Origin of the sequence: Thiocapsa imhoffii (genome assembly GCF_016583985.1) — a bacterium.
GTDB lineage: Bacteria > Pseudomonadota > Gammaproteobacteria > Chromatiales > Chromatiaceae > Thiocapsa > Thiocapsa imhoffii.
On record NZ_NRSD01000014.1, the window covers coordinates 49266 to 73957 of the forward strand.

Sequence of the window (24692 nt, forward strand, 5' to 3'; positions counted from 1 at the left end):
ATCGAAGCGGTCCAGCGTTTGAACGACATGACGAGCGATCAGGTTCAAGCTGGCGCGACGCTGAAGATTCCACGCTCGTCGGGCAGGCTTGAATCCGACATGGACGTCGCAGAAGACGGGTCGGGTCGAGTCGGACCGAGGTCAGATTCACCGAAACACGGTCGGGAGTTGGTTGCAGGTGGAGCCGGTCGTGCGGGCTGATCCGATCAGCGCTCTTCCGCCGGCCCCACCATGCGTCGTTCGATCAGGACTTTCAGCGACCACCTGGACGCATCGATCCATGCCCGCTCGCGCGATCGATGCGTGCCGCGACGGCATTGATGTAATTGACGGTCACGCTGTCGCCTACGTCCACGTCGGACAGTAGGTCGGGATTCTCGACACTGACCGTGACACGGTTCTGCGGACCGCGAACCGTGACCTGCGACGCCGTGCGGTCGATCGCGTCGACGATTCCGACGAGCGTAATGGTTTCGGTCAGGCTCCCGGATGGCGCGCGGCCGGTGCCGCGCTCGACCTCCAGCGTCTTCGCCGCGCCTGGCGCACTGGCCGCATCACCTCCCTTCTGCAGATCCACGGCCACGGCGGTGAGATAATCGATCGTCAGTTGATCGTTGATGCGGATCTCATCGAGCCGTCTCACCTCTTCCGGCACGTGAATGACCAGGAAGACGCCGCTTGGCTCGCGAATGGTCAGCATCCGGGCCTCCGGATTCACGACGACGACCTCACCAACCACTTCCTCGACGAGGGCACCCGCCATCACCGGGACATCGACGGCGCTTGCGATAGATCCGAGAAGGGATGACGCAGCGATGAGGGTGCCGGCGAGGGTCAGATGCGTGCGTGTGATCATGTGAATCTCCTTAACAATAACGAGTGAAATAGGGTGAGTCGATCCAGACGGCCTGCAACAGAGTCCGGTCAACCTAAGCGAAAAACCGAACTCGGACAAGTTTTTGCCGCAGCCGGCGCTGTGGCAAGGTGCCTGCGGGCGTGTCCTCATGGCGTCGCGGGGTGACGGACCCGGTCGATGGGGTGCTCTGGGTGGCGCGTCGCCGCAGGCCAAACGTCCGGATGCGCCCGCCTCCATGTCGCCGCGGGCAGGATGAGGGCGGATCGCCTGGGTCGGTTGATCTGGCCCCTCTGTTTCCAGATCCTTGCGTATCGCCCGTATTCTGAACCACTATACAGGGTCACCGCGGTCAACGCGGCGCGTCAGAGGAAAGTCCCCGCCTGCTTGAAGGTTTGCTGGCTGCTGATTCCGAAGCGCGGGCGATGCAGGACCAGCATCGATCCGTGACCCCTTCTTCCGTGCCCAGACGAGTCACCAGATGCCGATGAATGCCGTCTCGCAAGATCAGACATTGGAGCGTGATGTCCAGCTCTTCACCGCGTTGCTCGGCGAGGTCTTGCGCGAGCACAGTCGCAAGCGTGTCCTCGTCATCGTCGAGCGGCTGCGCGACGGGTTCATGCAATTGCGTGAGCAGGATGACGAGGAGGTGCGCGACAAACTGATGAAGCGCATTCGCGGGCTCGACGCCCAGACGCTTTCGGAGGTGATCCGCGCCTTCAACATTTACTTCGGCTTGGTCAACACGGCCGAGGAATTGAATGCCTATCTTGCCCGCATGGATCTGATCTCGGCAGGCGAGCGACTCTGGGTCGGATCCTTTGATCAAATGGCCCGTCAGTTCAAGGCCGATGGGGTGAGTCCCGAGCACTTCCAGAGTTTGCTCGAACATTTGGTTTATCTACCGGTGTTCACCGCGCACCCGACCGAGGCCAAGCGACGCACCATCCTGGAGAATTTTCGCCGTATCTTCTTAGTGGCGCAGGATCTGCATCGTCGCAAACTCAATGACGAGGAACTCGAGGATCGCTTGCAGGGGATCCTCACCCAGATCCAGATCCTCTGGAAGACCGACGAGGTGCGTGTCCACAAACCGCAGGTCACCGACGAGGTGCGCCAAGGGCTGTATTTCTTTCGCGAATCGCTGTTCGATGCGGTGCCGCAGGTCTACTGTTTCCTCGAAAAGGCCGTTCGGCGTGCCTATGGCCCGGACTCTGGGATCAAGATTCCGTCCTTTATTCAGTTTGGGTCCTGGATTGGGGGCGACCGTGATGGCAATCCCTTCGTTAAGCCGGAGACCACCGAACTCGCTGTACGCATGCACGGCGAACTCGTGCTGGAACTCTATTTAGAGCGGGTCGGGAAGCTGCTGCGCATGCTCAGCCACGCCAGTTCACTCTGTCAGCCCGCCCCCGCTTTTCTCGACAGTCTTGATGCGGACGAGGACTACTGGGTCGAGACCATGGGGCAAAGCTTGCGTCGATATGTCCACGAGCCCTATCGACGCAAACTCGCGATGGTGGAGTTTCGTCTCAACGCCAATCTGCAGCGGTTGCGCGTTCGCATGGCGGGGCGCTACGAGCCTGATCTGCCGGATGGCTATGATCAGGCACGGGACTTCCTGACCGACCTCCATTTGGTGCGCGATTCGTTACACCATCATGGCGATGCCAACGCGGCCGTGGGGCCTTTGAACGACCTGATCCGATTGGCCGAGACCTTCGGCTTCCATCTCGTGCATCTCGACCTGAGACAAGAATCCACGCGTCATACTCGCGCCGTGTCTGAACTCTTCGCACGGCAGGCCGGTGCCCCGTTCTACCAGGCCTTCGATGAGGAACAACGCCTGTTGGCGCTCGCCGAAGCGATCGCCCATCCACACCCCTTCGTGATTGAGAAGGGGACGCTCACCGCGGAGACACGTGAGACCCTGGAGGTCTTCGAGGTCATGGCCCGCATGCGCGCGGAGGTCAGCGAGCATGCCTTTGGCCAGTACGTCATCTCCATGACCCATGCCGCCAGTCATGTGATGGAGGTGATGCTCTTGGCGCGTCTCGCCGGGCTCGCGGGAATGGGGCGCCAGGGCTGGTTCTGTCAGATCCAGATCGCACCCTTGTTCGAAACCATCGACGATCTGAATCGCATCGGGGAGGTGATGGGGCGCTTATTCGATGACCCGACCTATGCGGCCCTGCTCAAGGCTTCGGGCAACCAGCAAGAGGTCATGCTGGGATACTCCGACTCCTGCAAGGACGGCGGCATCCTGGCGTCGAGCTGGCGGCTCTACGAGGCCCAGCGACGGGTGATCCAACTCGCCGACGATCACGGTGTCTCCTGTCGTCTCTTTCATGGCCGCGGGGGCACGGTGGGGCGCGGTGGCGGTCCGACTCACGAGGCCATCCTGGCGCAACCAACGGATACGGTGCATGGTCAGATCAAGTTCACCGAGCAGGGCGAGGTGCTCTCATACCGCTATGCCAATCCCGAAACGGCGCGGTATGAACTGACCCTCGGTATCAGTGGTCTGATCAAGGCAAGCCGTTGTCTGATCGAGCCACCACCGGCTGATCGCAAGGACTATCTCGGCATCATGGATGAGTTGGCGCAGTATGGTGAGGAGGCCTATCGACGACTCACGCGTGAGACGGACGGCTTCCTCGACTACTTCTATGACTGCACCCCACTCGACGGGATTGCCCTCCTGAACCTTGGCTCGCGCCCGTCTCATCGGAAAAAGGCGGATCGCTCCCTGGCCTCGATCCGCGCGATTCCATGGGTGTTCGGGTGGGCACAGTCGCGCCAGACGCTCCCCGCCTGGTTCGGGATTGGCTATGCCATCGAGCGTTACCGGGGGAACGATTTGGAGCGGCTGGCGAAACTGCAGCGGATGTATCAAGAGTGGCCCTATTTTCGCGCTCTGCTCTCCAACACCCAGATGTCCCTGTTCAAGGCTGAGATGCATATCGCCAAGGCGTATGCCCGGCTGGCCGAGAACCAACACCAGGCGCAGGTGATCTATAGCCAGATCGAAGAGGAGTATCAGCGCACGCTCACGCAGGTTATGAACGTGGCCGGGTTGCGTGGGCTCATGGAGGAGACTCCGGAGCTTCAGCGTTCCCTGGCGCGCCGGAACGTCTATCTCGATCCCCTGAATCATATCCAGGTCTCGCTCCTGGAGCGATATCGCAGCGAGGAGGAGGAGGCCAAGCGCGAGGAATGGCTCGACCCCTTGCTGCGCTCCATCAATGCCATTGCGGCGGGTATGCGCAATACCGGATGAGCGAGGCCCCGGCCCCAGGACTCATGATGACTCGTCTCACATTCATCACACCGCCGCGCCGACAGGTCCGACCATGACCCAGCTCGATCATCGTGCACCCAAACCCCCCGTTCGCCCGCCCTTCGGGGTGCGTCTCCTGGGGGTTGTGCTCCTGGCCTTCAGCATCGGCCTCTTATCCTGTCAGGCCCTGTGGTCAATTTGATGGGCGCGCCGACGAACCTGCCGCCCGAACAACGACGGACCCTGGGTCTGGGAGAGCTGCTCTTCGGGGGCAAGCCCGTCCTGGGAGGTCAGGCGCCTCTCCGCATGCGACCGCGCGCGAAGGGTACCCTGCTCTATCTCCTCCCAGTGCCCCTGCTGATCGCGGCCCTCGTGGGTCTGGGCGCGGGTCGTCTCGAGGTGGCCTTGATCGCTGGTGGTCTCTTCGGTCTCTTCATGCTAGGCGCCGATCTGACGCGGCGCGGTTTGAAGGCGGAGGTCGCGGACCAGACCCTGCGGTTTGCCCGGTTACGCCCGGCCCCGTTGAAGACCCTGGGTGGTCTCTTGATCGGCTTGGCAACGGGTTTGATGGCATCTTGGGTCGTGGTCTTGGGCCTGGGTTTGAGTCTCGCCTATGCGGGTGTGGCCATGCTGGGCTTCCATTTCGTGTATGGATTTGAATCGTGGGGCCGTCAGCGAGTGGTCGCGAGCGACGACGAGCGGACCCGCAAGATCGTCGCGGCCTTGGCCGAGGCCGAGCGCCAGTTGCTGGATCTCGAGCAGGCGGCGGCCCGGATCGCCAATCGTGAGCTCAAGCAGCGGCTTGCGCGCATTGGTGTCCAGGGACGCGCGATCCTGGACCAGATTGCCGAGCGACCGACGGATCTCTTTCGGGCGCGCAAATTCCTCAACGTCTACCTCGACGGGGTGAAACAGGTCGCCGATGGCTATGCGCGCACCCACCGCCTGGCAGACTCGCGTGAGTTGGAACAGAATTTCCGCAATGTGCTGATCACGGTCGAACAGGCCTTTGAGGAGCAGCATCAACGGTTGCTGAAGACTGATCTGATGGACCTCGACGTTCAGATCGAGGTCCTGAAGAAACAGCTCGAGCGCGAAGGAGTCCGCTGAGTCGGAGGCAGCCGCGCGGGCGCTGACAGGCTGCGCCCAGTTGACACGGCCAGCCGCCACAGAATCGATCGAGTCCATGGGGAGACATACGAGTGAGCGAGCAAGAGCGTATCGAGACGGTTGCGGACGGGGTGAGTCGCGAACGCGCGCCGCGGCCATTGGATCAGGGCGATCGCGTCCCGACCCCACGCGCGGCGCCCCTGGAGCCATCCTTGACGGTCGCTGACGCGGAGCCACGGTCGCAACCGCTGATGTCACGGATCAGCGAGGCCGAGGTCGAGCACCTGCTCCAGGAATTGGATCTCAACGATACCCAATCCATCCTCTTCTTCGGCGCCAAGGCTCAGGAGCGACTGACCGAGGTCTCGGATCAGATGCTCGAGGGTGTGCGCGCGAAGGATATCGGCCCGGCAGGTCAGGCGCTCTCGGAGATGGTCACCACGCTGAAGGGGTTTCGCGTCGACGATCTCGATCCCAATCGCAAGCCCGGATTGCTCGCCCGCTTGACCGGCCGGGGGCGTCCGATGGTGCGGTTCCTCCAGGAATACGAGGCGGTCCGCGACCAAATCGAGACCATCTCGGCACAGTTGGAACGCCATCAAACCAAACTCCTAACCGACGTGACCGCGCTCGATCGCCTCTATGCCGCGAATCTCGACTATTTTCGGGCGTTGGAGCAACACATTGCCGCCGGGGAGCGCAAACTCGTGGAACTCGACAGCACGACCATCCCCGCGCTGGTGAAGCAGGTCGAGTCCAGTCAAGACATGGTCGAGTCTCAGCGTCTGAAGGATGTGCGTGGTGCGCGTGATGACCTCGAGCGGCGTGTCCACGACCTGAAGTTGACCCGGCAGGTGACCATGCAGGGCTTGCCGAGCATCCGTCTGGTGCAGGAGAGCGACAAGGGGCTGATCAACAAAATCAACTCCACCTTAGTGAATACGGTGCCCCTGTGGCGTCAGCAGTTGGCGCAGGCCGTGACCATTTACCGCTCTGGTCAGGCGGCCGAAACCATCAAGTCCGCGACCGATTTGACCAATGACCTCCTGCGTGCGAACGCCGAGAATCTCAGGACGGCCAATGCCGAGGCGCGCCGCCAGATCGAGCGTGGGGTGTTCGACATCGAGGTCGTGAAGCAGGCCAATCAGACCTTGATCGACACCATCGAGGACAGTTTGGCGATCGCCGACGAGGGGAAACGGGCACGCGCCCTGGCGAGCGAGGAGCTGCAGCGACTCGAGAGCGATCTGCGCCGGACGCTGACCGCGGCGAGCGCGCGGCGCACGAGCTGACGCCGCGGTCTCTCCCAGTCCATGACGGTGGGTCGCGATGCCGTCGTCCATGGCACGGCGCGTTTCGAGCACAAGCGGCCCGGACCGAATGCTCGGTCGGCATCTGCATGGCCGCGAGCGCCGTGTGAGGTCACTGGGCGCCGTTTGAATCCTGGCGACGCGGTTGCGTCCGCTGCTTTCATTTTTTGGGGAATTCGGTATAGTTGCGCGTTTACCTACGGGGCCTGCCCCCGTCACGTCACATCGTCTGGGTCCAGGACTGCACATGGTTACGATTCGTCTTTCGCGGGGTGGTTCCAAGAAAAACCCCTTCTACCAAATCGTTGTCGCCGATATTCGCGCCAAGCGGGATGGCCGCTATATCGAGCGGATCGGATTCTTCAATCCGCTCGCGCGCGGTGGCGAGGTATCGCTGCGCGTCGATCGGCAGCGGGCGGACTACTGGATTGCGTGCGGTGCCCAGCCGACCGATCGCGTGAAGCAACTGCTCAAGCAGGCTGCGCGTGAGCAGGCGGCAACCACCGTCGTTGCCGCCTGAGTCGCGCGGGCCACGTCAGACTGAATCGCTCGCATCGCGCGGTCGCTCCGATGGACGTCGATCATGACGCCCCCCGTGTTGTCGTTGGGCGGATCGCCGGCGTGTTCGGGGTCCAGGGCTGGGTCAAGGTCGTCTCGGAGACCGATCCACCCGAAGGAATCCTGGGCTACTCGCCGTGGCGACTGGGTCTGGATCAACAGTCATGGCGTGTGCGAGAAGGCAAGCGCCATGGCAAAGGCTTGATCGTCCGTTTGGAGGGCTGCGCGGACCGCGATCAGGCCGCCGAATTGGTCGGGCGAGAGATCTCGGTCCCTCGCGATCAACTGCCGCCGCCCGCACCCGACGAGTTCTATTGGATCGATTTGGAAGGATTGACCGTGGAAACCGTCGATGGGGTGGCGCTCGGAGTCGTCGATCATTTGTTCGCGACCGGCGCGAATGATGTGGTCGTCGTGCGGGGCGAGCGCGAGCGCCTGCTGCCCTTTGTCTGGGGTGAGGTCATTCAGGAGGTCGATCTCGAGCAGCGTCGCATGCGCGTTGATTGGGATCCAACCTTCTAGCGGCACGCGCCACGGGTTCCTGATGCGTTTTGATGTGATCACGCTGTTTCCCGCGCTGTTTGAGATCGTGCGTGATCAAGGCGTGACCGGGCGTGCGTTCGCACGCGGACTCGCGCGGTTGCACCTGTGGAACCCGCGTGACTTCACCACTGATCGGCATCGCACGGTCGATGATCGGCCTTATGGTGGTGGGCCGGGCATGGTCATGATGATCGAACCGCTGCGTGACGCCATTCGCGCCGCGCGCTCCAGCGCTCCCGACAGTCGGGTCGCCTATCTCTCGCCGCAGGGGCGCGTTCTCGATCAGTCTGGTCTCGCAGCCTGCGCGGCGCGGCCGGGTTGGATCCTGGTCGCGGGGCGGTACGAGGGAGTCGACGAGCGACTGCTCGAGCTGGAGATCGATGAGGAATGGTCGATTGGAGACTATGTCCTGAGTGGGGGCGAACTGCCTGCCATGGTGGTGATGGATGCAATGATCCGGCTGTTGCCAGGTGCGCTTGGACATGCCGACTCGGCGGCACAGGATTCGCATAGCGACGGCTTGCTCGATTATCCTCACTACACGCGGCCACCCGAATTCAATGGCCATTGTGTCCCACCGGTGTTGCGCAGCGGGGATCATGCCGCGATCGCCCGGTGGCGCTTGCTGCAGTCGCTGATTCGGACCCGGCAGCGTCGGCCAGAATTGCTCGCGCAACGCGGGCTGAAACCACACGAGCAAGCGCTGCTCGATGAATACGATCGTGCTCATCATCGTGATGAGTTCGGTTGAGAACAGGAGCCGAAGGTAACATGAGCAACATCATTCTTGAGCTCGAATCAGAGCAAATGAAGCCGGAGATCCCAAGCTTTGCGCCGGGTGACACCGTCTCGGTCCAAGTGCGCGTCAAGGAAGGCAATCGGGAGCGCTTGCAGGCGTTTGAGGGCGTGGTCATCGCGATTCGCAATCGTGGTTTGAACTCGGCCTTCACCGTGCGCAAGATCTCCCACGGCGAGGGCGTCGAGCGGGTCTTCCAGACCCATAGCCCGGTCATCGCCGGGATCGAAGTCAAGCGCAAGGGCGATGTCCGGCGCGCCAAGCTCTACTATTTGCGTGGCCGCACCGGTAAGAGCGCGCGGATTCGCGAAAAGATCTAGCGCGCTCGCGCGCACCACGCCGACGCCGCGTCTCATCCCCAGGTCCAATCTCTCGTGTCTGGATCCGCGATCACGCCGACCTTTCTCTGGCATGATTACGAGACCTGGGGCGCGGATGCTCGACGTGACCGCCCTTGTCAGTTCGCGGCGATCCGCACCGATGTCGATCTCAATGAGGTCGAGCCACCTGTCGTGCTTTACGCTCGGCCGGCCACGGATGTCTTGCCACACCCGGAGGCCTGCTTGGTCACCGGCATCACCCCGCAGCTTGCCGAGCGAAAGGGGCTTGTGGAGGCCGCATTCGCGGCCGCCATCCAGACGCAGTTCAGTGTCCCGGGCACCTGTGGTGTTGGTTACAACAGCATGCGCTTCGACGATGAAGTCACGCGTCATCTGCTGTACCGCAATCTCATCGACCCCTATGCCCGGGAGTGGCAGCAGGGTAACTCACGCTGGGATCTGATCGACGTGCTGCGCTTGGCGCATGCACTCCGTCCGGCTGGGCTGCAGTGGCCGACCCGGGAGGATGGCACGGTTTCTTTTCGGCTCGAACATCTGAGCGCGGCGAATGAGATCGATCATGGCCAGGCGCATGATGCGCTGGCTGACGTGCGCGCAACCATTGCACTGGCGCGACGACTCCGCCAGGTCCAGCCGCGGCTCTTCGAGTACGCCCTGAGCTTGCGGGATAAGCAGCGGGTGCGGGAACGGCTCGCGCGGGGCGCGCCGCTTCTTCATGTTTCCGCCCGCTACCCGGCCGCGTTGGGCTGTCTCGCCCCCGTCCTGCCCCTGTGTCCACACCCAGGCAACGGCAATGGCATCGTCTGCATGGATTTGCGCACCGCTCCGGATCCACTCTTCGACCTTTCGGTGGAGGTGTTGCGGAGTCGTCTGTTTACGCTGACCGCAGAGCTACCGGCCGGGGTGGAGCGGATTCCATTGAAAACCATTCACGTGAACAGGTCACCGATGCTTGCGCCGCTGGGGACGCTTGCGCCAGAGCAGGCCGAGCGATGGTCGGTTGATCTGGCGCAGGTGCAGCGTCATGCCGAACGCCTGCGAGCGGCGCACGAGGAGATCGCGGAAAAGGTTGCGGCGGTGCATCGTCACCCCGACCGACCGCCTGAGACGGATCCAGATCTGATGTTGTACTCAGGGGGTTTCCTACCGGATGCCGACCGCCGTCAGCTCGACCGTCTGCGTGCGCTCGCCCCCGAAGCGTTGGCGCATGAGGCGCCGAGCTTCCAGGACCCCCGCCTCGCGCAAATGTTGTTTCGTTACCGTGCCCGCAACTGGCCCGAAACCCTGACCCCTACCGAACGCGAGGATTGGGAGCACGAGCGGCTGACGCGGCTGACCGACCCGGGCGCGGGGGCCAGCATCGTGTTCGATGTCTTCGAAGAGCGTCTGAACACACTTGCCGAACAACATGAGTCCGACCCGAACAAGCGCGCCATCCTTGAGGCCGTGCGTGCTTGGTCCGAGCGGATTCTCGATGTGCAGGATTGAGAGGCGTCGCCCCCGTGAGCGAGTCGTAGTCTACAGCGGACCTCGATGCTCCGGGGGCTCACGCTTCAGGAGCCCCCCGCGGTGCGTGCTCAGCTTGCGCTCAACCCGCGCGATTTCAGGTGTCGAATGATCACCGAGTCGGTGCGATTCTTCGAGGTCGCGGCCTTCATGAAGATAACGACGCGGTCGATATCGCGAATGACTCCCTTCACCTGTGCATCGACGTCGAGCGATCCGCTGATGGAGTTGAAGGCCAGGTCCATGAGGGTGTGATCGTTGCGGGCGATGCCGATTGCGTAGGCGATGTAGCAGGCTAAACTCGGATGGCGCAGATGAATGCGCTGGGCGAAGCTCTTCCATGCCGCCTCCCACTCGCGCCACTCGATCACGGAGACATCGCTCCTCGAGGTCCGTAAAAAGAGCGTGGTCCGAACGAGTTCCTTCTTCCAGTTCCAGTCGCGCACGCCAAGTTGACGGCGTTCCCGGTCGATTGCACGTTCGTGGTGCCGTTGGCAGTGCTCGCATTGATAGTAACAGGCCAGGACAAAGGCCAGATACTCGCGATCGAGCATGCTGAGGACGAAGGGGTCGGACTCGCCCGGTACGCCGGTGAAGACGTGGGCATGCAATTCAGTGAGAACGTCGTTGAAAGCGTGTCCAAGGACTGGAGACTGCTCTACCTTGGCCATGAAGGACCTCTTGGTTGCTGGGTTGATTGTTCTAGATGATGGGATCTCGAAGACCGAACCAAAACGGCTCGGCCGCGGGTGTGATGAGGCCTGACCACGCTCACTCCCCACACATTCCAGGTGCCGTGGCCTCTGGATGACGGTCGGTAGGGGCCGGCGGGAGCCGAGGTTGCGCTAGCCAGGGCGGTTGTCAGGTTGACGAACGCAGAGGCCTGCCTGGTGACCGAGTGCGCCGGGATCGCTCCCTCGACAGCGCTCCGCGGTGGCTGAACCCACGGCGAACGCATTGGGGGGAGAGGTTCCGCCTCGGGTCGTGGTCGCTTCGTTCAGCCGCGTCGCATCCCTCCGGTTGCCCATGTCCGCACGGGCGTTTGCGATCAATCGGCGGCGCGGGGTGCGGCCGCGGACTGCGCAACCGTCTCGGGTCCTTCCATGAGCTTGCGGATGATGTCACGGCACTGAGCGGCGTTACTGATCCAGTCGAGTCCAGCCTCGGCTGGCACCGCGCCGCTCTGCTCGCGGATCTTGCCAACCGCGGTCGCAATCAGGGCGTCGATCTGCGCGGGGTCCACAACGAAGCCTTGTTCCTCGACGGTCTCGATAGCGAGACAAACGCCGGCCTGAGAGCCGACGACGAGTCCACTTGCCGCACCCATTCCAGCACCGAACCCGAGCGCTAGGAACCCGCCAACGGCACTGCCGATCAGGAGAAAGATCAGGGCAAGGATGGTTGTCTTCATGCAGGTCTCTCGGATGCGGAAAACGGGAGGATGAATGCGGGAAGGACGCCCCGTTCAGGGTGCCGCCGGTCCCCACTGCCAGATACTGTCGCCGCGCGGCAAGGTGACGTCACCCAGCGGACCCAGGGTGCCGGACAGGCCGTCCGGACCGATGTGTCCGGTAAAATGCACCTCACCCTCACTGGGGTGGGTCGCGCTGAAGGAGACGGTGTCGGCGTCGATGCCCAATTCCACCAGTTGCGCGCGCGCCGGCACCACGTCCGCAAACTGAACCAACGCGGTGTAACGAATCGACTCCTCCTCAACATAGGGCAGGATGAAGATCTCAAGGCCGTACAGATGTCCTTGCTCGACCGATGGCTCCATGTTGGAGTAGAACCCCTGCGGTTTAAACTCGGCGGCAGCGACCAGCGACACCGTCCATCCAACCAGGAGGACGACCAGGATCTGTGATCGAATGTACATGAAGGTGTCCGTTCAGTCGATTGACTCTTGAAGAGCATGCCACCGGGCCGATGCTGGGGATGGCCTTGCTCCCGCTGCAGTGGGATCTGAATGCACGACAGTATAGCGAACCGGCAACGATTTTTCGGCTGGACCTCGGGCTTGGTTCGGCAAGGCGCCTGGTGGCCATGCCGACGCCCGCTGTTGGCACTGCTCCTCTGCAGCCAGTTCGACACCTTCGCCGCCAGTCCCGATGCCCTGTTCATCCAGGCCGAGCAGGCCTTGCGGGCCGGGGATCAGGACCGCTTCTCGCTCCTCGCCGTGGACTTGGCGGATCACCCGCTCTATTCCTACTTGCGTTTCGCCGAGCTGACGCAGGATCTGGCGAGCACGAGCGATGCCGCGATCGAAGAGTTTCTGGAGCGTTTCCCCCAAACCCAACTGGCCAGTCGCTTGCGCCGTGCCTACCTGGCGCGGCTGGCATCCACTGAGCGTTGGGCTGATTATGCCCGTTTCGATCGCCCCGACGACAGCGCCGAGCGGCGTTGCCTCAGGCTGCGAGCCCTGATCGAGACCGGCCGGGCTGCCGCGGCCTTCGAGCAGATCCCCCCCTTGTGGCGTTCTGCTCGTTCCCAGCCGGCGAGCTGCGACCCGGTCTTTGACGCCTGGCGCGAAGCCGGTGGCCTAACGAGTGAGCTGATCCGGGAGCGTCTGCGCCTTGCCATGGAGGCTGGCGAGCAGGGCCTGGCCCGCCATCTGGTCACCCTGCTGCCGGATTCCGAGCGCGACAGCGCACGGCGCTGGTTCACTGCCGCAACCGATCCGGATCGGTTCTTGGAGGCGAGTGTTCCGAGCGAGCAGGATGCTGACGTCCCCGCATTGATCGCGCATGCCCTCGTCGCGCTGGCGGATCAATCGCCCACCGAGGCGCGCGCGCGGCTGCGTCGGTTTCAGGCTCGATTGCGTCTGGATGAGTCAGCCTGGAATCGTGCGCATGCCGCGGTGGGTGCGGCACTCGTTCGCGATGGCGACCCCGAGGGTTTCGTGCTGTGGGACGAGGTGCGTGCAACCCCAGAGACTCAGGTCGAGCAGGAGCGGCGTTTGCGCGAGGCGGTGCGGCATGCAGCTTGGAGTTGGGTTCTTCTCTGGGGCGAGCGATTGCCCGAGGGCGCTGCATCACGGGAGCAGTGGGACTATTGGCAAGGGCGCGCCGCGCTTGCGCTCGGGGATGCCGAGACCGCCCAGGACCGTTTCGAGCGCGCGGCCGCCGGGCGCACGCTCTGGGCCTTTCTGGCCGCCGACCGTCTGGGGCGAGACTATCAACTCGGGCATGCGAACTTGCCGGCCGAACCGGCCTGGATTCGTCAGTTCATGCAGAGCCCAACGCTGGCGCGGATGCGCGCCCTGAATCGTCTCGGTCGTGAAATCGACATGCGCCGCGAGTGGCGGGAGCTGTTGCAGCATGCGGAGGTTCCCAAACGGCTGGCCGCCGCCTATGTCGCCGATGTGATGGGCTGGCACGATCAGGCCATCCAGGCGCAGGTCCACTCGGGGCACTGGAGTGACCTGGCGCTGCGCTTCCCGCTGCCCTATCGGGACTGGGTGGAGGAGCAGAGCTGGGAGCACGCACTCGAGCCGGATTGGGTCTTTGCGGTGATGCGACAGGAGAGTCGTTTCGCGCGAACCCTGGCCTCGCATGCTGGCGCCGTCGGTCTGATGCAACTGCTACCCACGACCGCGCGCGAGGTTGCGCTGGCGCGTGGCCAGACGGCGCCATCACGATGGGAACTCCTCGAGCCGGCGCGCAACATCGAACTCGGCACGGCCTATCTGGCGTGGTTGCGAGATCGATTCGGTCACGTCGCCTTGGCGAGCGCAGCCTATAATGCGGGCCCGGCGCGGGTGGCGGGATGGCTGCCGGCGGCGTGCGAGGACGCTGACCGTTGGATCCTGGCGATCCCGTTTCGCGAGACGCGCGCCTATGTCGAGCGTATCCTGACCTATCGTGTCTTCTATCGAGCCCGTTTGGGTTTGCCCCCGATTCGGGTCTCGGATTGGCTGCCGCCGGTCCCCGGTGCGAATGAATCCTGTGACTGAAGTGAGTGAATCGATGTCGAAAGGTGTCCATCGACTGATCGCGATCACGCTGATCTGGACCTTCTGCTGGGGGCTGTTCGGACTGATCCCCGTCAGTGGCCTGGGTCTGGCGCCGAGTGTCGCACAAGGGATCAGCCCGGATGCACGTTCCGCCATGGCCGAGGCCATGGTCCGCATGATGGAGGCCATGGGCCTGTTTGGGGGCACCAGCGCGGGGTTCGCGGGTGGCCCACCAGGCTGGTCGAATCCCATGGGGATGTCGGGTTGGCCGACCGGGCTCGGGCCCATGACGGGCATGCCAGGCGCCACCGGGATGCCGGGACTGGGGCAGCGACCCGGACCCGGAGGGTCGTCCTTCGATCCGGTCGAGCAAATGGGCCAAATGGGCCAAATGGGCCAAATGGGCCCAATGAACGAGATGATGGACGCGTTCGGAGCGGGCGTTCCGCAAGGGTCACGCATGGGCACTGGCACTCCCTGGGGAGGGGGGCCGCTGGAGGGGATTTGGGAGGGCAGCGACGATGGGCTGCTGATCGTCCAAGGCGACCACTATCGGCTCTATGCGCCCTTGAGCGGGTATCTCGATGGTGACTTACGCATCGTTGGTGAACGTGTCGAGCTGACCAATCGGCGCGAAGGATTCGTGCGCGAATTCGAGTATGCACTCGATCAGGGGCGGCTGGTCTTCAGAGACCAACAGGGCCAGGTCTATCTGTATCGCCGGCTGGTTCTCGACGGCGGTCGCTGAGCGGCCGGGCGGCGTGTCCAGGCGTCTCGATCGGTTTGAGCGCGATGGCGACCCGATGCCGCCCGCCCTTGCGTTGCGTCGTGCCACGTGCTGGTGTCGGATCCCATCCGCCACCGACCCGCGTCACTGGGCTAATTGCAGGGCAACCAGCAGCAGGAAGAGTCCGAACAGACGCCTCAGCAGGGCGACGGGCAAGCGATGCGCAAGCCGCGCACCCAGCGGTGCGGTTGGCATACTGGCGAGGAGGATGGCGCCGACTGCTGGCCAATAGACGAACCCGGTGGCGCCGCTCGGCAGTCCCTCGCGACCCCAGCCCACGGCGATGAAACCGAGACTTCCGGCGATGGCGATCGGGAGACCGCAGGCGGCGGAGGTAGCGACTGCCTTGCGCAGATCCAGACCGCGGTTGCTCAAGAAGGGCACGCTCAGGGTGCCCCCGCCAATGCCAACCAGGGCCGAGAGGGTGCCGATGCCCGCGCCGGCGCTTAGCAGTCCCGCATTCCCTGGAAGCGAGCGGAGCCGTGTGGCGCTAGGTGTGCTCAGCAAGCGGATCCCGACCACGGCAAGAAACAGGGCAAAGAGGCGCGTCAGCCAGAGTTCAGGCATGATGCCAGCGAGGGCGGCACCGAGCCAGGCGCCAATCACGAGCCCAGGCGCGAGGCGGACAGCAAGATCCCAGCGCACGGCGCCGCGCCGATGATGCGCCGCGGTCGAGGCCAGCCCGGTGCCGATGATGGCCGCCAGCGAGGTGCCAACAGCGAGATGCGGGACCCACTCGGCCCCCATCCCTAGGTGCGTGAACAGCATGATGAGCGCGGGCACCACGATGACACCGCCGCCGACGCCGAAGAGGCCGGCGAGCATCCCCGATGCGGCGCCGATGAAAAGGTAGATGAACCATTCGAACACGGTCATTGATCCTGTTGCGCGTGTGGGTCACGTCCATGCGGGAAACGAGGTTTTGAAATGATTCCGCAACTGATGGTTGAATACCGGGGAAGGCGCGAGTGATCCGGCGCGTCTGCCCAGCGCATTGCGTGGCCCGAGGCCATGCGCATTGTGTCTGTCATCGGTGTGCGCGGCGGGCAGCGGAGACGCTCGTGGCGCGCTCAATCCTGATCCAGTGCGGCGTTTGACGGCCGTGACCTCGGCACCAGGGTGGGGCACGCGATCTCACGTCGGATCGTGCAGGCCACACCACACTTTCAGCAACAGGCATCGAAACGCCCTGAACGAGTCATGACGACATCATGAAACATTCGCTCTTTTGTGTCATCGGCGGAACCGGCTTCGTTGGCCAACATCTTTTGAATTGCTTGTCCGAGGCTGGTTATCGCACCCGAGTACCAACCCGGCATCCCGCCCGTCATCGTCATCTGCGGCTCGTTCCGGGCTGCGAGGTGGTGGAGGTCGCGCAGTGGGATGCCGCGACCCTGCGGGAGCAGTTGGTCGGTTGCCAGGCCGTGGTCAATCTGGCGGGTCTCTTGAACGAAGGAGGGGGCCGCGGCTTTGAGCAAACCCATGTTGGCCTGGTCGAGCAGGTGAGCGAGGCGGCGCTCGCTGCCGGGGTTCCCGTCTATGTGCAGATGAGCGCGCTCAATGCTGACCCAGCTGGTCCAAGTGCCTATCTCCAGAGCAAGGGACGCGGTGAGGCGGCTGCTTGGGCTGCGGCACAGCGGGGTCTCTCGGTGACGGTCTTACGCCCCTCGGTCATCTTTGGCGCGGGCGATCACTTTTACCATCGCTTCGCCACCCTGCTGCGACTGCTGCCAGGGCCGCTCCCGCTGGCATGTGCCGAGGCACGGTTCGCGCCGGTCCATGTTGCAGACGTGGCGAGCGCCATCCGACTGGTCTTGGAGACCCCCTCGCACCAGGGCCAGGTTTATCAGCTCTGTGGCCCGCGGGTGGTCTCGCTGCGTGAAGTCGTCAGCGATGTTGGACGCTGGATCAACAAGCCGGCGCGGATCATCGCGCTGAATGATCGGCTCGCCCAGCTCCAAGCCCGGATCTTCGAAAAGCTCCCAGGGCAGCTCTTCACGCAGGATCACTATCGCTCGCTGCAAGTCGACAGTGTCTGCACCGCCGACGGGTTCGGGCAGCTCGGGATTCGCCCGACCGATGTCGAAGTGGTCATGCCGATGCTCCTGAAACCCTCTCTACCGACCGGGGAAATCCCGCTCAGTGCATTCGAGCAGCCGTCCGGGGAGAACCGATCAGTCTGAATCGCCGCTCCCGACCCGGATCGATCAGCTGCCGAGAGTTGGTGATCGCATGACCCCGTCGTGCCGGTGCCGTGATCGCCCCCCAGGTTGTCTGGACGAGCTGCTGTCATGTTGATCATCGATAAGATTCTGAGTCAGCTGATTTATCCACTCGGTTTCTCGCTCGCCGCCCTCATCTTGGCAGCGGTGCTGTTGATGATGGAGCGGCGGCGTCTCGGGCTAGTCATCATGCTGCTTGGGATCCTTTGGCTCGGTTTTTGGTCTATACCGCTCGTTTCCGATGCGGTCCGCCACACGCTCGAACGACAATACGAGCAGCAGGCCGCCTCCGCCATGCCCACAGCCGATGCGATCGTGGTCCTAGGAGGCGGTCTTGGGGCCGTTCCCCTGGAGTGGCCGTATCCTGACTTGGCGGCAGCGGCAGACCGCGTCTGGCATGCCGCGCGACTCTATCATGCCGGCAAGGCGCCGCTGCTGATCGTGTCCGGAGGCGCCATGCCATGGCAGGGAGCGCGACGCAGCGAGGCTGACGCCATGCTGCAATTCCTAACGGATCTGGGGGTGCCGGCGCAGGCCATTCGACTCGAACAAGAGAGCCGGAACACCCGGGAGAATGCGCTCTTCACTGCCGCACTGATGGAAACCGAACACCTCGAGCGGGTCTTACTAGTGACCTCGGCCTTGCACATGCCACGGGCCGTGGCAGCGTTTCGAGCCGTGAACCTTGAAGTAATCCCCGCACCGACGGACTTCGAGGTGGTGCCTGAGCCGCCGCACCCACTGCGACTGATGCCGGACGCCGCGGCACTGAGCGACAGCACCCGCGCACTGAAAGAGTATCTGGGCCTTTGGGTCTATCGCGCACGCGGCTGGGCCGTCCGTTGAACGCAAAACACTCGGATGTGGTCAGGGCGCCGGACCTTGGGTGAAGCAGGGTAGATATGAATTTCAATGAATCTGGAGAGATGTGATGAAGCGTTTGATGACATTCCTGGCCGTGCTCATCGCGGTGTCGCTGACAGCGCCGACCTGGGCGCGCGACGAAGCGGTCGAGAGCTTGCGTGAAACGGGCAAGGCCTTTGCGTCAGTGGGCCGCGCGGTCTCGCCCTCGGTCGTCTTCATTCGCGTCGAGGGCACGCGGCCCGGGTCCGCACCCGGCCCCATGAGCTCACCGTTCGGCGAGGAGTTGCCATTCGGGGAAGAATTCTTCCGGCGTTTTTTCGGTGATCGGCTGCCCGGTCTGCCGCGCGGTCAGGCGCCTCAGGGTTCCCCGCGTCAGCCACGGATGATGGGTCAGGGTTCAGGCTTCGTCTTCGTGCCTGACACGGGAGGGCTGGGGGATCGTACCTTCATCATGACCAATAACCATGTGGTTGAGGGGGCCGATCGGATTCGTGTCACCTTCGAGGACGGGCGTGAATTCGACGCTGAGGTGACCGGACGCGATCCACAATCGGATGTGGCGGTCCTCGAACTCAAAACCGGCGGTCTGCCCGCGTTGCCGTTCGCTGATTCCGCGCAACTCGAGGTTGGAGAATGGGTCGTCGCGATCGGGAATCCCTTTGGTTTAAGCCACACCCTGACGGTGGGTGTCGTCAGCGCGACCGGTCGCACGGGTTTGGGCATCAATGATTACGAGGACTTCATTCAAACCGACGCGGCGATCAATCCGGGCAATTCGGGTGGCCCCTTGGTCAATCTCGATGGCGAAGTGGTCGGGATGAACACGGCCATCTTCAGCCGTAGCGGCGGATACATGGGGGTCGGCTTTGCGATCCCGATCAATCTGGCTAGTGCGATTGCCGAACAGTTGATCGCACAGGGCGAGGTGACGCGCGGCTTCCTCGGCGTGGTCATCCAGCCCTTGACCGCCGAACTCGCGGACTCCTTCGGGATGCAGCAGGGCGAGGGCATCTTGGTGGCGCAGGTCTCCGAGGATTCACCCGCGCAGCAAGCGGGGCTGCGGGAAGGCGATGTGATCGTGGCCTATCGTGGTGAGCCGGTGAGCGATGTCGGGAATTTCCGCAATCGCGTTGCCTTGACTCCGCCCGGGAGCACACAAGAGATCACGCTGGTGCGCGAGGGTGGACGCCAGACGGTCGAGATCACCATTGGCACCTTGACGCCAGACGCCTTCGCGGCGGCTGGACAGCCCCAGAGGAGTGATGAGCTGGGTCTGACGATGCAGGATCTGACGCCGCAGTTGGCGGAACAGTTCGGGGTAATGCCGGGAGTGGGCGTTCTGGTCACCGAGGTGCAATCAGGTTCGATGGCCGCGGCGGCTGGGATCGAGGCGGGATCCCTGATCCTGCAGGTCAATCGCTCGGCGGTGGGATCCGTTGGTGAGTTTCAACAGGCGGTCGCGGCCGCGCGTGCCGCGGGTGGTCTGCTGCTCCTGGTGCGGAAAGACGACGTGCAACGCTACGTCGTGCTGAACTGGTGATTGTGGTCAACGTCCTCGCAAGGCGAGGCGGGATCCGCCGCCGCGGAGAGCCATGATGGACGCTCGGCGCTTTCGTGAAGCCGCCGCGGCCTTGGTCGCCGTTGGTCGATTCTGTTACGAGCGCGGCTGGTTGCCCGCAACCTCGGGCAACCTATCCGCGCGTCTCGACGCACGTTCGATCGCGATCACGGTGTCGGGTCGTCACAAAGGTGAACTGGACGAAACCGGCTTCATGAGGCTCGACCTCGATGGGGATGCGCTGAGTCCCGACGTGCGTCCATCCGCCGAGGCCGAGTTGCATCGGATGCTGTACCGTCGCGACCCGACGATCGGGGCGGTCTTGCACACCCACTCGGTCGCCTCCACCGTGCTGTCACGGCTCGGTGGAACGGTGCTCCGGTTACATGACTACGAAGTCTTGAAGGCCTTTCCTGGCGTCGTGACGCATCACACGGTCTTGGAGATCCCGATCTTTCCCAACGACCAGGATATCCCGCGCCTTGCCGAGCAGGTTGCGTGCATGCTCGAGGCGTGCCCAGCGCTTCCGGGTTATCTGATCGCGGGTCACGGGCTCTACACCTGGGGTGATGATGTGGCGAGTGCGCGACGCGCCCTCGAAGCCTTCGAATTCCTATTCGAGTGCGAAATCCTCACGAGGAGAATGAGCGGATGAGCGAACTACGAATCCACTTCGAGCAACAGGCGGTGCCGATCGCCATTCACCACGACCTGCCCGAGATCCAAGCTGAGCTCGCTGCGATCGGTGTCGCATTCGAGCGCTGGACCGCCGATCAGGTGCTGGCCGCTGATGCCTCAAGTGACGACATCATCACGGCCTACCGCGCGGACGTCGACCGTCTCATGACGGCTCATGGTTTTCAGTCCGTCGATGTGTTGCGCATGACCCCCGATCACCCGGATCGTGCGGCCTTGCGTGCGAAATTTCTCAACGAACATACCCATACCGAGTTCGAGGTCCGTTTCTTCGTCGAGGGCCGGGGCCTCTTTTATCTCCATGTGGCGGACAAGGTCTATGCCGTGCTCTGTGAACAGGGCGATCTCATCAGCGTGCCAGCGGGCACCGCACACTGGTTCGACATGGGGCCGCGTCCGCAATTCACGGCGATTCGGCTCTTCACCAATCCCGCGGGTTGGGTGGCGAATTTCACGGGTCGCGATCTTGCCGATCGCTTTCCGCGTTTCGAAGACGCCGCATGAAGATCGAGGCGATCCTCACCGACATCGAAGGGACGACCTCGAGCCTGTCCTTCGTGAAGGATGTGCTCTTTCCCTACGCAGCCGATCATCTTCCTGCCTTCGTTCGCTGTCATCGAGATGAGTCCCGGGTCGCGGAGTGGCTCGCGGATGCCCGTCGCGAGGCCGGCTTGGATCCCGCGGCGAGCGAGGATGAGATCGTTTCGGTGTTGCTTGACTGGATGGCCAGCGATCGTAAGGTCACGCCCTTGAAGGCCTTACAGGGACTCATTTGGGAGCAAGGCTATGCCAGCGGTGATTTCCACGGCCATCTCTACCCGGATGTGGCCCCTTGTTTGCGTGCTTGGCAGGCCGCGGGCATCGCACTCTATGTCTACTCATCCGGTTCGGTGCGGGCGCAGCAGTTGTTGTTCGCGCATACCCTAGATGGCGATCTGACCCCCTTGTTCTCAGGATTCTTCGACACCCGCACGGGTGGAAAGCGCGACAGCACCTCCTATGCCAGGATCCTCGAGCGAATCGGTCGCGCGCCTGCCGCGGTGCTCTTTCTCTCGGATGTGCGCGAGGAACTCGACGCCGCCGCCACCGCGGGTTTGCGCACGCTGGCCTTGCGTCGTGAGGGTGTGTGGGACACCTTTGGCGATCATCCGAGCGTCATTGACTTTAACGAGGTTGCGGCCTTTTTAGCCAGATCGTCTTCGCGTTGATGTGATGCCGCATACCCCCAGAGGGTCCCGGCCACAGAGCGGATGCGGGATACTAAGACATCACGGCCGGCGACGTCGAAGTGCTGCACCAGGGTCTGGAGGGGGTGCATCTGACGGGTTGCGGCGAGCAACAGCGCGGCATCCTCAAGGGTCATGCAACCCGCTCTGAGACAGGGCCCAAGCCAACGCCGAGTCAGCTCGCAGAGCACGGGCAAGGTGGGGTCGAAACCGCGTTGGTCCTTGATGAATCCCATGAGCTCCGCCCCGTCGTGCGTGTCTGCGTCGTAGGACGCGTTCGAGTCGGGTGCGGGCGCCAACGGCGGTGGGCTGCGGATGGCACTCGTGAGCGTGGCGAGGGTGAGTGGATCGAGGTCCCTGAGTGGACCGCACAACAGGGTGGCGAGCCGGCGCTCGAGCCGTTGTTCGGCGTTGGCGAGGAAGCCTCGAGCGCTGATCCTGAGCGGACGCAAGACGACGAGCGCATGCTCACCGCTCGCCGCATTGCGGTGGGTGCCAAGATGGGCTGGGCGAAAGCCACACTGGTCCCAGAAACGAATCAACTCCGGGGTGGCGCCGAAGCTCGCCCCCAGAAAGTCACAGCCCTCGCGGTGGGCATCGACCGCGAGCCGACGCAGGAGCGTGCGGGCCAGCCCGCAACCACATGCTGCGGGCTGCACGGCGATCCGCACCACGCGCAGATAACGCAGTGTCGTGGCCTGCATCAGCCCGCCGTGCGCGCAGAGTGTCTGCGGCAGGAGGTGGCCGCGCGGGCGCCGGCGTCCCGCGAAGATGTCCGTGCGCAGTTCCGGGTCGGTGATGGGGCCTTCCGCGGCCACGAGCAGTGTGGCAAGGATCCGGTGCCCCGCTTGGACGCAGTAAATGCGGACATTCGGTCCGTCAAGGAGCATGCGCAGATCCATCGGGCGCGTCTGATAATGGGCGAGGACGAGGAGGCCGAAGATCTCACGCAGACGGTCCTCGTCGCCGGCGAGCTGGTCGCGGTCGAGTCGTAGGATCTGAATCTGGTCAGGATCCGTTCCGCGATCGGCCCACGGCTGATCGGGCATTGCGCCGGCTGGCGTGGCATCGAGGAGCAAGGCGCGAGAGACCAGGGCCTCCAGGGGGTCCTGCGCGGACCAGCGAATTGGGGTCTCCAGGAGGAGTTCCTGCCAATTCGGCGTCAGGCGATCGAGGGTGGCGCGAAACCGGATCTCGAACCCCCGCCCGGTTCCCTCGTAGCCATGGACCGTGGTGGCGAAGACCAACCGTGGATAATGCGCCAGAAGGGCGGCGAGCAGGGGTGCCGGGATGGCCGCGGCCTCGTCGATCAGGATGAGGTCGGCGACCGGTCGCACGCTTGCGAGATCAGCCGGTGCCAGGAAGGTCAATGACCCTTGGTCGGACCCGAGATCGACCCGGGTCGCACCGCGTCCAAGGGCCGCCGTGGCATGCTTGAACAAGGACTGTGCCGCCGCGCGTTGGGGCGCCGTGACCAGGATTCGCAGCGGACGCTCACCCATCATCAGGCGCGCCGCCGCAAGGCCGAGTGCTGCGCTCTTGCCACGACCGCGGTGTGCGCGAATGACCAGAGGGCGCCGTGGGCGCCCTCTGGCGACTGCGAGGATAGCGGCCACCGCGCGCGCCTGATCGGGCGTCGCTGGGGCCGCCGGATCCCCGGTCGGTCCGCCCGCATCCTGGCGCGGCATCGGTGATCGCAGCCTGCGGCTGCTGGCGTCCGCCACCAGTTGATGCAGACGATCCAAGGCGGTTGTGTGCCAATCGGGATCATGCTGCAGGAGTGGGATCGTGCCTGGAGCGGTGCGGAGGATCCGAGCGAATCGGGCGATGAAGCGTCCGCCTACTGCCGCTGCGGTGTGCGGCCAGATCGCCAGGCGTTCGCGCTCAGGGTCGCGCGCCCGCGGCCAGTGCTCAAGCGGCGGAGTCAGCAGGACCAGGAATCCACCACCGCGCAAGGTGCCCGTGATCGCGCCGAATCCGTCGGGATCGAGACCACTGTGGGCATCGTATACGACGAGGTCGTGTTCTTGGCCAAGCAGGCGTGAGGCAGCCTGTATGGGGCGGGTCTGGTTCGTGAGCGCGCGCGCGCTAAGCCAGGCCGCGTGCTGCACAGGTCTCAGCCCCGCGACCAGCGAGTGGGCCGTGGCGGCGCTCCAGTCCGGATCGCCACTGATGAGCACACAGACACGGTCGTGATGCTGCTGAGCCCAAGTCTGGAGCCTCTGAGCCAGGGTGGGCAGAAACGCCCGATGGTCGATCGGCACCGTCATGGTTCGAGCTCAAGTGGGTTACGCGTCCCGTCACGTACGGCTCCCGCTCGCGTCCAGGGGCAACCTCGACACCTCCGTTCCGTCAGACCACCGCCGCCAGCGCCGTCAGTCTCCAAGCGGCCCGGTCACGGGGACGAAGCGCACGGGGATCAGATCACGGCGGGTGAGCGTGCCGGTGTCGTCCAGCTCGAAGAGCGCCAATTGCTGCACCCCGTCGACCGCGCCGAGAGGCATCAGGAGTCGTCCGCCAGGCTTTAGCTGCGCGATGAGCCGCGCGGGGATAGTCGGTGCGGCCGCGGTGAGGATGATGCCGTCGAACGGTGCGGCCTCGGGCCAGCCGAGCCAACCATCGCCCGCGCGGACCTGTACCGACGGGTAACCGGCCTCGGCCAGGTTGCGCATGGCGCTTTCGGCTAATTCGGGAACGATCTCGACGGAATAGACCTCAACCCCCAGGGCCGCCAGGACCGCGGCCTGATAGCCGGAACCGGTGCCAAGCTCGAAGACCCGGTCTCCCGGTCCAACCGCAAGCAGTTGGCTCATGATCGCGACGATGAAGGGTTGCGAGATGGTTTGCCCGCCGCCGATCGGCAATGGATGATTGTGATAGGCGAGTGCCCGTTGCGGGGGCGGCACGAAGCGGTGTCGAGGCACCTCGCGCAGGGCCTCGACGACGGCCGGGTCGAGTCGATCGAAGCCGAGTGCGGGTGCGGTCGCACGCACGTCGTTCTCGATCAGGTCGACGAGACGATGACGTTCTGCTGTCATATCTTGATCCGATACGCAGGCGGTGGCGATCGCGGCCAGGAGCAGTCCCGCG

At 63.9% G+C, this 24692-nt stretch carries 23 protein-coding genes; 16 read left to right on the top strand and 7 right to left on the bottom strand.

All coding sequences use genetic code 11. The annotated features are described in order from the left end of the window. Positions 1-253 precede the first annotated feature (253 nt). The gene (locus tag CKO25_RS13440) at positions 254-856 is read right to left on the bottom strand and encodes a hypothetical protein (protein WP_200388455.1); all 603 of its coding nucleotides are present in this window, start codon (positions 854-856) and stop codon (positions 254-256) included. Between the two features lie 484 nt (positions 857-1340). Between CKO25_RS13440 and ppc the strand changes: the two genes are divergently transcribed. The 8 genes from ppc to sbcB all read left to right on the top strand — a co-directional run bounded on the left by ppc (position 1341) and on the right by sbcB (position 10279). Continuing rightward, positions 1341-4133, top strand: a complete 2793-nt coding sequence (gene ppc, locus CKO25_RS13445; protein WP_200388511.1) for a phosphoenolpyruvate carboxylase — start codon at positions 1341-1343, stop codon at positions 4131-4133. A 201-nt stretch (positions 4134-4334) separates the two neighbouring features. Continuing rightward, complete coding sequence (locus tag CKO25_RS13450) at positions 4335-5243, top strand: 5-bromo-4-chloroindolyl phosphate hydrolysis family protein (RefSeq protein ID WP_200388456.1); 909 nt, start codon at positions 4335-4337, stop codon at positions 5241-5243. 92 nt (positions 5244-5335) lie between these two features. Then, complete coding sequence (locus CKO25_RS13455; RefSeq protein WP_338115135.1) at positions 5336-6535, top strand: toxic anion resistance protein; 1200 nt, start codon at positions 5336-5338, stop codon at positions 6533-6535. Between the two features lie 265 nt (positions 6536-6800). Beyond that, positions 6801-7073, top strand: a complete 273-nt coding sequence (gene rpsP, locus CKO25_RS13460) for a 30S ribosomal protein S16 (RefSeq protein ID WP_200388457.1) — start codon at positions 6801-6803, stop codon at positions 7071-7073. Between the two features lie 50 nt (positions 7074-7123). Next, positions 7124-7633 (top strand): ribosome maturation factor RimM, encoded by a 510-nt coding sequence (gene rimM, locus CKO25_RS13465; protein WP_200388458.1) that lies wholly within the window; start codon positions 7124-7126, stop codon positions 7631-7633. Between the two features lie 22 nt (positions 7634-7655). Next, the gene (gene trmD / locus CKO25_RS13470) at positions 7656-8405 is read left to right on the top strand and encodes a tRNA (guanosine(37)-N1)-methyltransferase TrmD (RefSeq protein ID WP_200388459.1); all 750 of its coding nucleotides are present in this window, start codon (positions 7656-7658) and stop codon (positions 8403-8405) included. A 20-nt stretch (positions 8406-8425) separates the two neighbouring features. Next, complete coding sequence (gene rplS / locus CKO25_RS13475; RefSeq protein WP_200388460.1) at positions 8426-8770, top strand: 50S ribosomal protein L19; 345 nt, start codon at positions 8426-8428, stop codon at positions 8768-8770. 69 nt (positions 8771-8839) lie between these two features. Beyond that, positions 8840-10279 (top strand): exodeoxyribonuclease I, encoded by a 1440-nt coding sequence (sbcB, locus tag CKO25_RS13480; protein ID WP_200388513.1) that lies wholly within the window; start codon positions 8840-8842, stop codon positions 10277-10279. A gap of 89 nt (positions 10280-10368) precedes the next feature. Here sbcB and CKO25_RS13485 read toward each other — a convergent pair whose 3' ends face one another. The 3 genes from CKO25_RS13485 to CKO25_RS13495 form a co-directional block, all read right to left on the bottom strand. Continuing rightward, positions 10369-10968: a hypothetical protein gene (locus CKO25_RS13485; protein ID WP_200388461.1), complete on the bottom strand. Its 600-nt coding sequence runs from the start codon at positions 10966-10968 to the stop codon at positions 10369-10371. Positions 10969-11345: 377 nt separating this feature from the next. After that, on the bottom strand, positions 11346-11708 hold the full coding sequence (locus tag CKO25_RS13490) for a hypothetical protein (RefSeq protein ID WP_200388462.1): 363 nt from the start codon (positions 11706-11708) through the stop codon (positions 11346-11348). A 54-nt stretch (positions 11709-11762) separates the two neighbouring features. Beyond that, positions 11763-12173, bottom strand: coding sequence for a hypothetical protein (locus CKO25_RS13495; RefSeq protein WP_200388463.1), 411 nt, complete (start codon positions 12171-12173; stop codon positions 11763-11765). Positions 12174-12263: 90 nt separating this feature from the next. Here CKO25_RS13495 and CKO25_RS13500 point away from each other — a divergent pair, with 90 nt between their 5' ends. Further along, entirely contained in the window at positions 12264-14249 is a 1986-nt protein-coding gene (locus CKO25_RS13500) for a transglycosylase SLT domain-containing protein (protein WP_200388464.1), read from the top strand. 13 nt (positions 14250-14262) lie between these two features. Then, the gene (locus CKO25_RS13505) at positions 14263-14997 is read left to right on the top strand and encodes a hypothetical protein (RefSeq protein WP_200388465.1); all 735 of its coding nucleotides are present in this window, start codon (positions 14263-14265) and stop codon (positions 14995-14997) included. Positions 14998-15120: 123 nt separating this feature from the next. Here CKO25_RS13505 and CKO25_RS13510 read toward each other — a convergent pair whose 3' ends face one another. Next, positions 15121-15912 carry a sulfite exporter TauE/SafE family protein gene (locus tag CKO25_RS13510; RefSeq protein ID WP_200388466.1) on the bottom strand — a complete coding sequence of 264 codons (792 nt, stop codon included), beginning with the start codon at positions 15910-15912 and terminating at the stop codon, positions 15121-15123. A gap of 335 nt (positions 15913-16247) precedes the next feature. Here CKO25_RS13510 and CKO25_RS13515 point away from each other — a divergent pair, with 335 nt between their 5' ends. The 6 genes from CKO25_RS13515 to mtnC all read left to right on the top strand — a co-directional run bounded on the left by CKO25_RS13515 (position 16248) and on the right by mtnC (position 21584). Beyond that, the gene (locus CKO25_RS13515) at positions 16248-17219 is read left to right on the top strand and encodes a complex I NDUFA9 subunit family protein (RefSeq protein ID WP_200388467.1); all 972 of its coding nucleotides are present in this window, start codon (positions 16248-16250) and stop codon (positions 17217-17219) included. 108 nt (positions 17220-17327) lie between these two features. Then, complete coding sequence (locus tag CKO25_RS13520; protein ID WP_200388468.1) at positions 17328-18104, top strand: YdcF family protein; 777 nt, start codon at positions 17328-17330, stop codon at positions 18102-18104. 85 nt (positions 18105-18189) lie between these two features. After that, entirely contained in the window at positions 18190-19662 is a 1473-nt protein-coding gene (locus tag CKO25_RS13525) for a Do family serine endopeptidase (protein ID WP_200388469.1), read from the top strand. A 55-nt stretch (positions 19663-19717) separates the two neighbouring features. Next, positions 19718-20335: a methylthioribulose 1-phosphate dehydratase gene (locus CKO25_RS13530; RefSeq protein WP_200388514.1), complete on the top strand. Its 618-nt coding sequence runs from the start codon at positions 19718-19720 to the stop codon at positions 20333-20335. Beyond that, positions 20332-20880, top strand: coding sequence for a 1,2-dihydroxy-3-keto-5-methylthiopentene dioxygenase (locus CKO25_RS13535; RefSeq protein WP_200388470.1), 549 nt, complete (start codon positions 20332-20334; stop codon positions 20878-20880). The genes CKO25_RS13530 and CKO25_RS13535 overlap by 4 nt, the downstream gene beginning before the upstream one ends. Then, entirely contained in the window at positions 20877-21584 is a 708-nt protein-coding gene (gene mtnC / locus CKO25_RS13540; RefSeq protein ID WP_200388471.1) for an acireductone synthase, read from the top strand. Before CKO25_RS13535 ends, mtnC begins: the two co-directional genes overlap by 4 nt. On the opposite strand, the gene CKO25_RS13545 is transcribed toward mtnC, so the two are convergent. Both CKO25_RS13545 and CKO25_RS13550 read right to left on the bottom strand, forming a co-directional pair. Further along, positions 21521-23872: a tRNA(Met) cytidine acetyltransferase TmcA gene (locus CKO25_RS13545; protein ID WP_200388472.1), complete on the bottom strand. Its 2352-nt coding sequence runs from the start codon at positions 23870-23872 to the stop codon at positions 21521-21523. The genes mtnC and CKO25_RS13545 overlap by 64 nt on opposite strands. 105 nt (positions 23873-23977) lie before the next feature. Next, positions 23978-24640 carry a protein-L-isoaspartate(D-aspartate) O-methyltransferase gene (locus CKO25_RS13550; protein ID WP_371829717.1) on the bottom strand — a complete coding sequence of 221 codons (663 nt, stop codon included), beginning with the start codon at positions 24638-24640 and terminating at the stop codon, positions 23978-23980. Positions 24641-24692 lie beyond the last annotated feature (52 nt).

What these genes read in the sequence shown, in the direction of transcription:
- rimM (WP_200388458.1), top strand. Translation starts at nt 7,124, where the DNA reads ATGGACGTCGATCATGACGCCCCCCGTGTTGTCGTTGGGCGGATCGCC.
- CKO25_RS13545 (WP_200388472.1), bottom strand. Translation starts at nt 23,872, where the DNA reads ATGACGGTGCCGATCGACCATCGGGCGTTTCTGCCCACCCTGGCTCAG.
- mtnC (WP_200388471.1), top strand. Translation starts at nt 20,877, where the DNA reads ATGAAGATCGAGGCGATCCTCACCGACATCGAAGGGACGACCTCGAGC.
- CKO25_RS13500 (WP_200388464.1), top strand. Translation starts at nt 12,264, where the DNA reads ATGCACGACAGTATAGCGAACCGGCAACGATTTTTCGGCTGGACCTCG.
- CKO25_RS13505 (WP_200388465.1), top strand. Translation starts at nt 14,263, where the DNA reads ATGTCGAAAGGTGTCCATCGACTGATCGCGATCACGCTGATCTGGACC.
- CKO25_RS13485 (WP_200388461.1), bottom strand. Translation starts at nt 10,968, where the DNA reads ATGGCCAAGGTAGAGCAGTCTCCAGTCCTTGGACACGCTTTCAACGAC.
- rplS (WP_200388460.1), top strand. Translation starts at nt 8,426, where the DNA reads ATGAGCAACATCATTCTTGAGCTCGAATCAGAGCAAATGAAGCCGGAG.
- ppc (WP_200388511.1), top strand. Translation starts at nt 1,341, where the DNA reads ATGAATGCCGTCTCGCAAGATCAGACATTGGAGCGTGATGTCCAGCTC.
- CKO25_RS13550 (WP_371829717.1), bottom strand. Translation starts at nt 24,640, where the DNA reads ATGACAGCAGAACGTCATCGTCTCGTCGACCTGATCGAGAACGACGTG.
- rpsP (WP_200388457.1), top strand. Translation starts at nt 6,801, where the DNA reads ATGGTTACGATTCGTCTTTCGCGGGGTGGTTCCAAGAAAAACCCCTTC.
- CKO25_RS13530 (WP_200388514.1), top strand. Translation starts at nt 19,718, where the DNA reads ATGGACGCTCGGCGCTTTCGTGAAGCCGCCGCGGCCTTGGTCGCCGTT.
- CKO25_RS13520 (WP_200388468.1), top strand. Translation starts at nt 17,328, where the DNA reads ATGTTGATCATCGATAAGATTCTGAGTCAGCTGATTTATCCACTCGGT.
- CKO25_RS13490 (WP_200388462.1), bottom strand. Translation starts at nt 11,708, where the DNA reads ATGAAGACAACCATCCTTGCCCTGATCTTTCTCCTGATCGGCAGTGCC.
- trmD (WP_200388459.1), top strand. Translation starts at nt 7,656, where the DNA reads ATGCGTTTTGATGTGATCACGCTGTTTCCCGCGCTGTTTGAGATCGTG.
- CKO25_RS13510 (WP_200388466.1), bottom strand. Translation starts at nt 15,912, where the DNA reads ATGACCGTGTTCGAATGGTTCATCTACCTTTTCATCGGCGCCGCATCG.
- CKO25_RS13525 (WP_200388469.1), top strand. Translation starts at nt 18,190, where the DNA reads ATGAAGCGTTTGATGACATTCCTGGCCGTGCTCATCGCGGTGTCGCTG.
- CKO25_RS13450 (WP_200388456.1), top strand. Translation starts at nt 4,335, where the DNA reads ATGGGCGCGCCGACGAACCTGCCGCCCGAACAACGACGGACCCTGGGT.
- CKO25_RS13440 (WP_200388455.1), bottom strand. Translation starts at nt 856, where the DNA reads ATGATCACACGCACGCATCTGACCCTCGCCGGCACCCTCATCGCTGCG.
- CKO25_RS13495 (WP_200388463.1), bottom strand. Translation starts at nt 12,173, where the DNA reads ATGTACATTCGATCACAGATCCTGGTCGTCCTCCTGGTTGGATGGACG.
- CKO25_RS13535 (WP_200388470.1), top strand. Translation starts at nt 20,332, where the DNA reads ATGAGCGAACTACGAATCCACTTCGAGCAACAGGCGGTGCCGATCGCC.
- CKO25_RS13515 (WP_200388467.1), top strand. Translation starts at nt 16,248, where the DNA reads ATGAAACATTCGCTCTTTTGTGTCATCGGCGGAACCGGCTTCGTTGGC.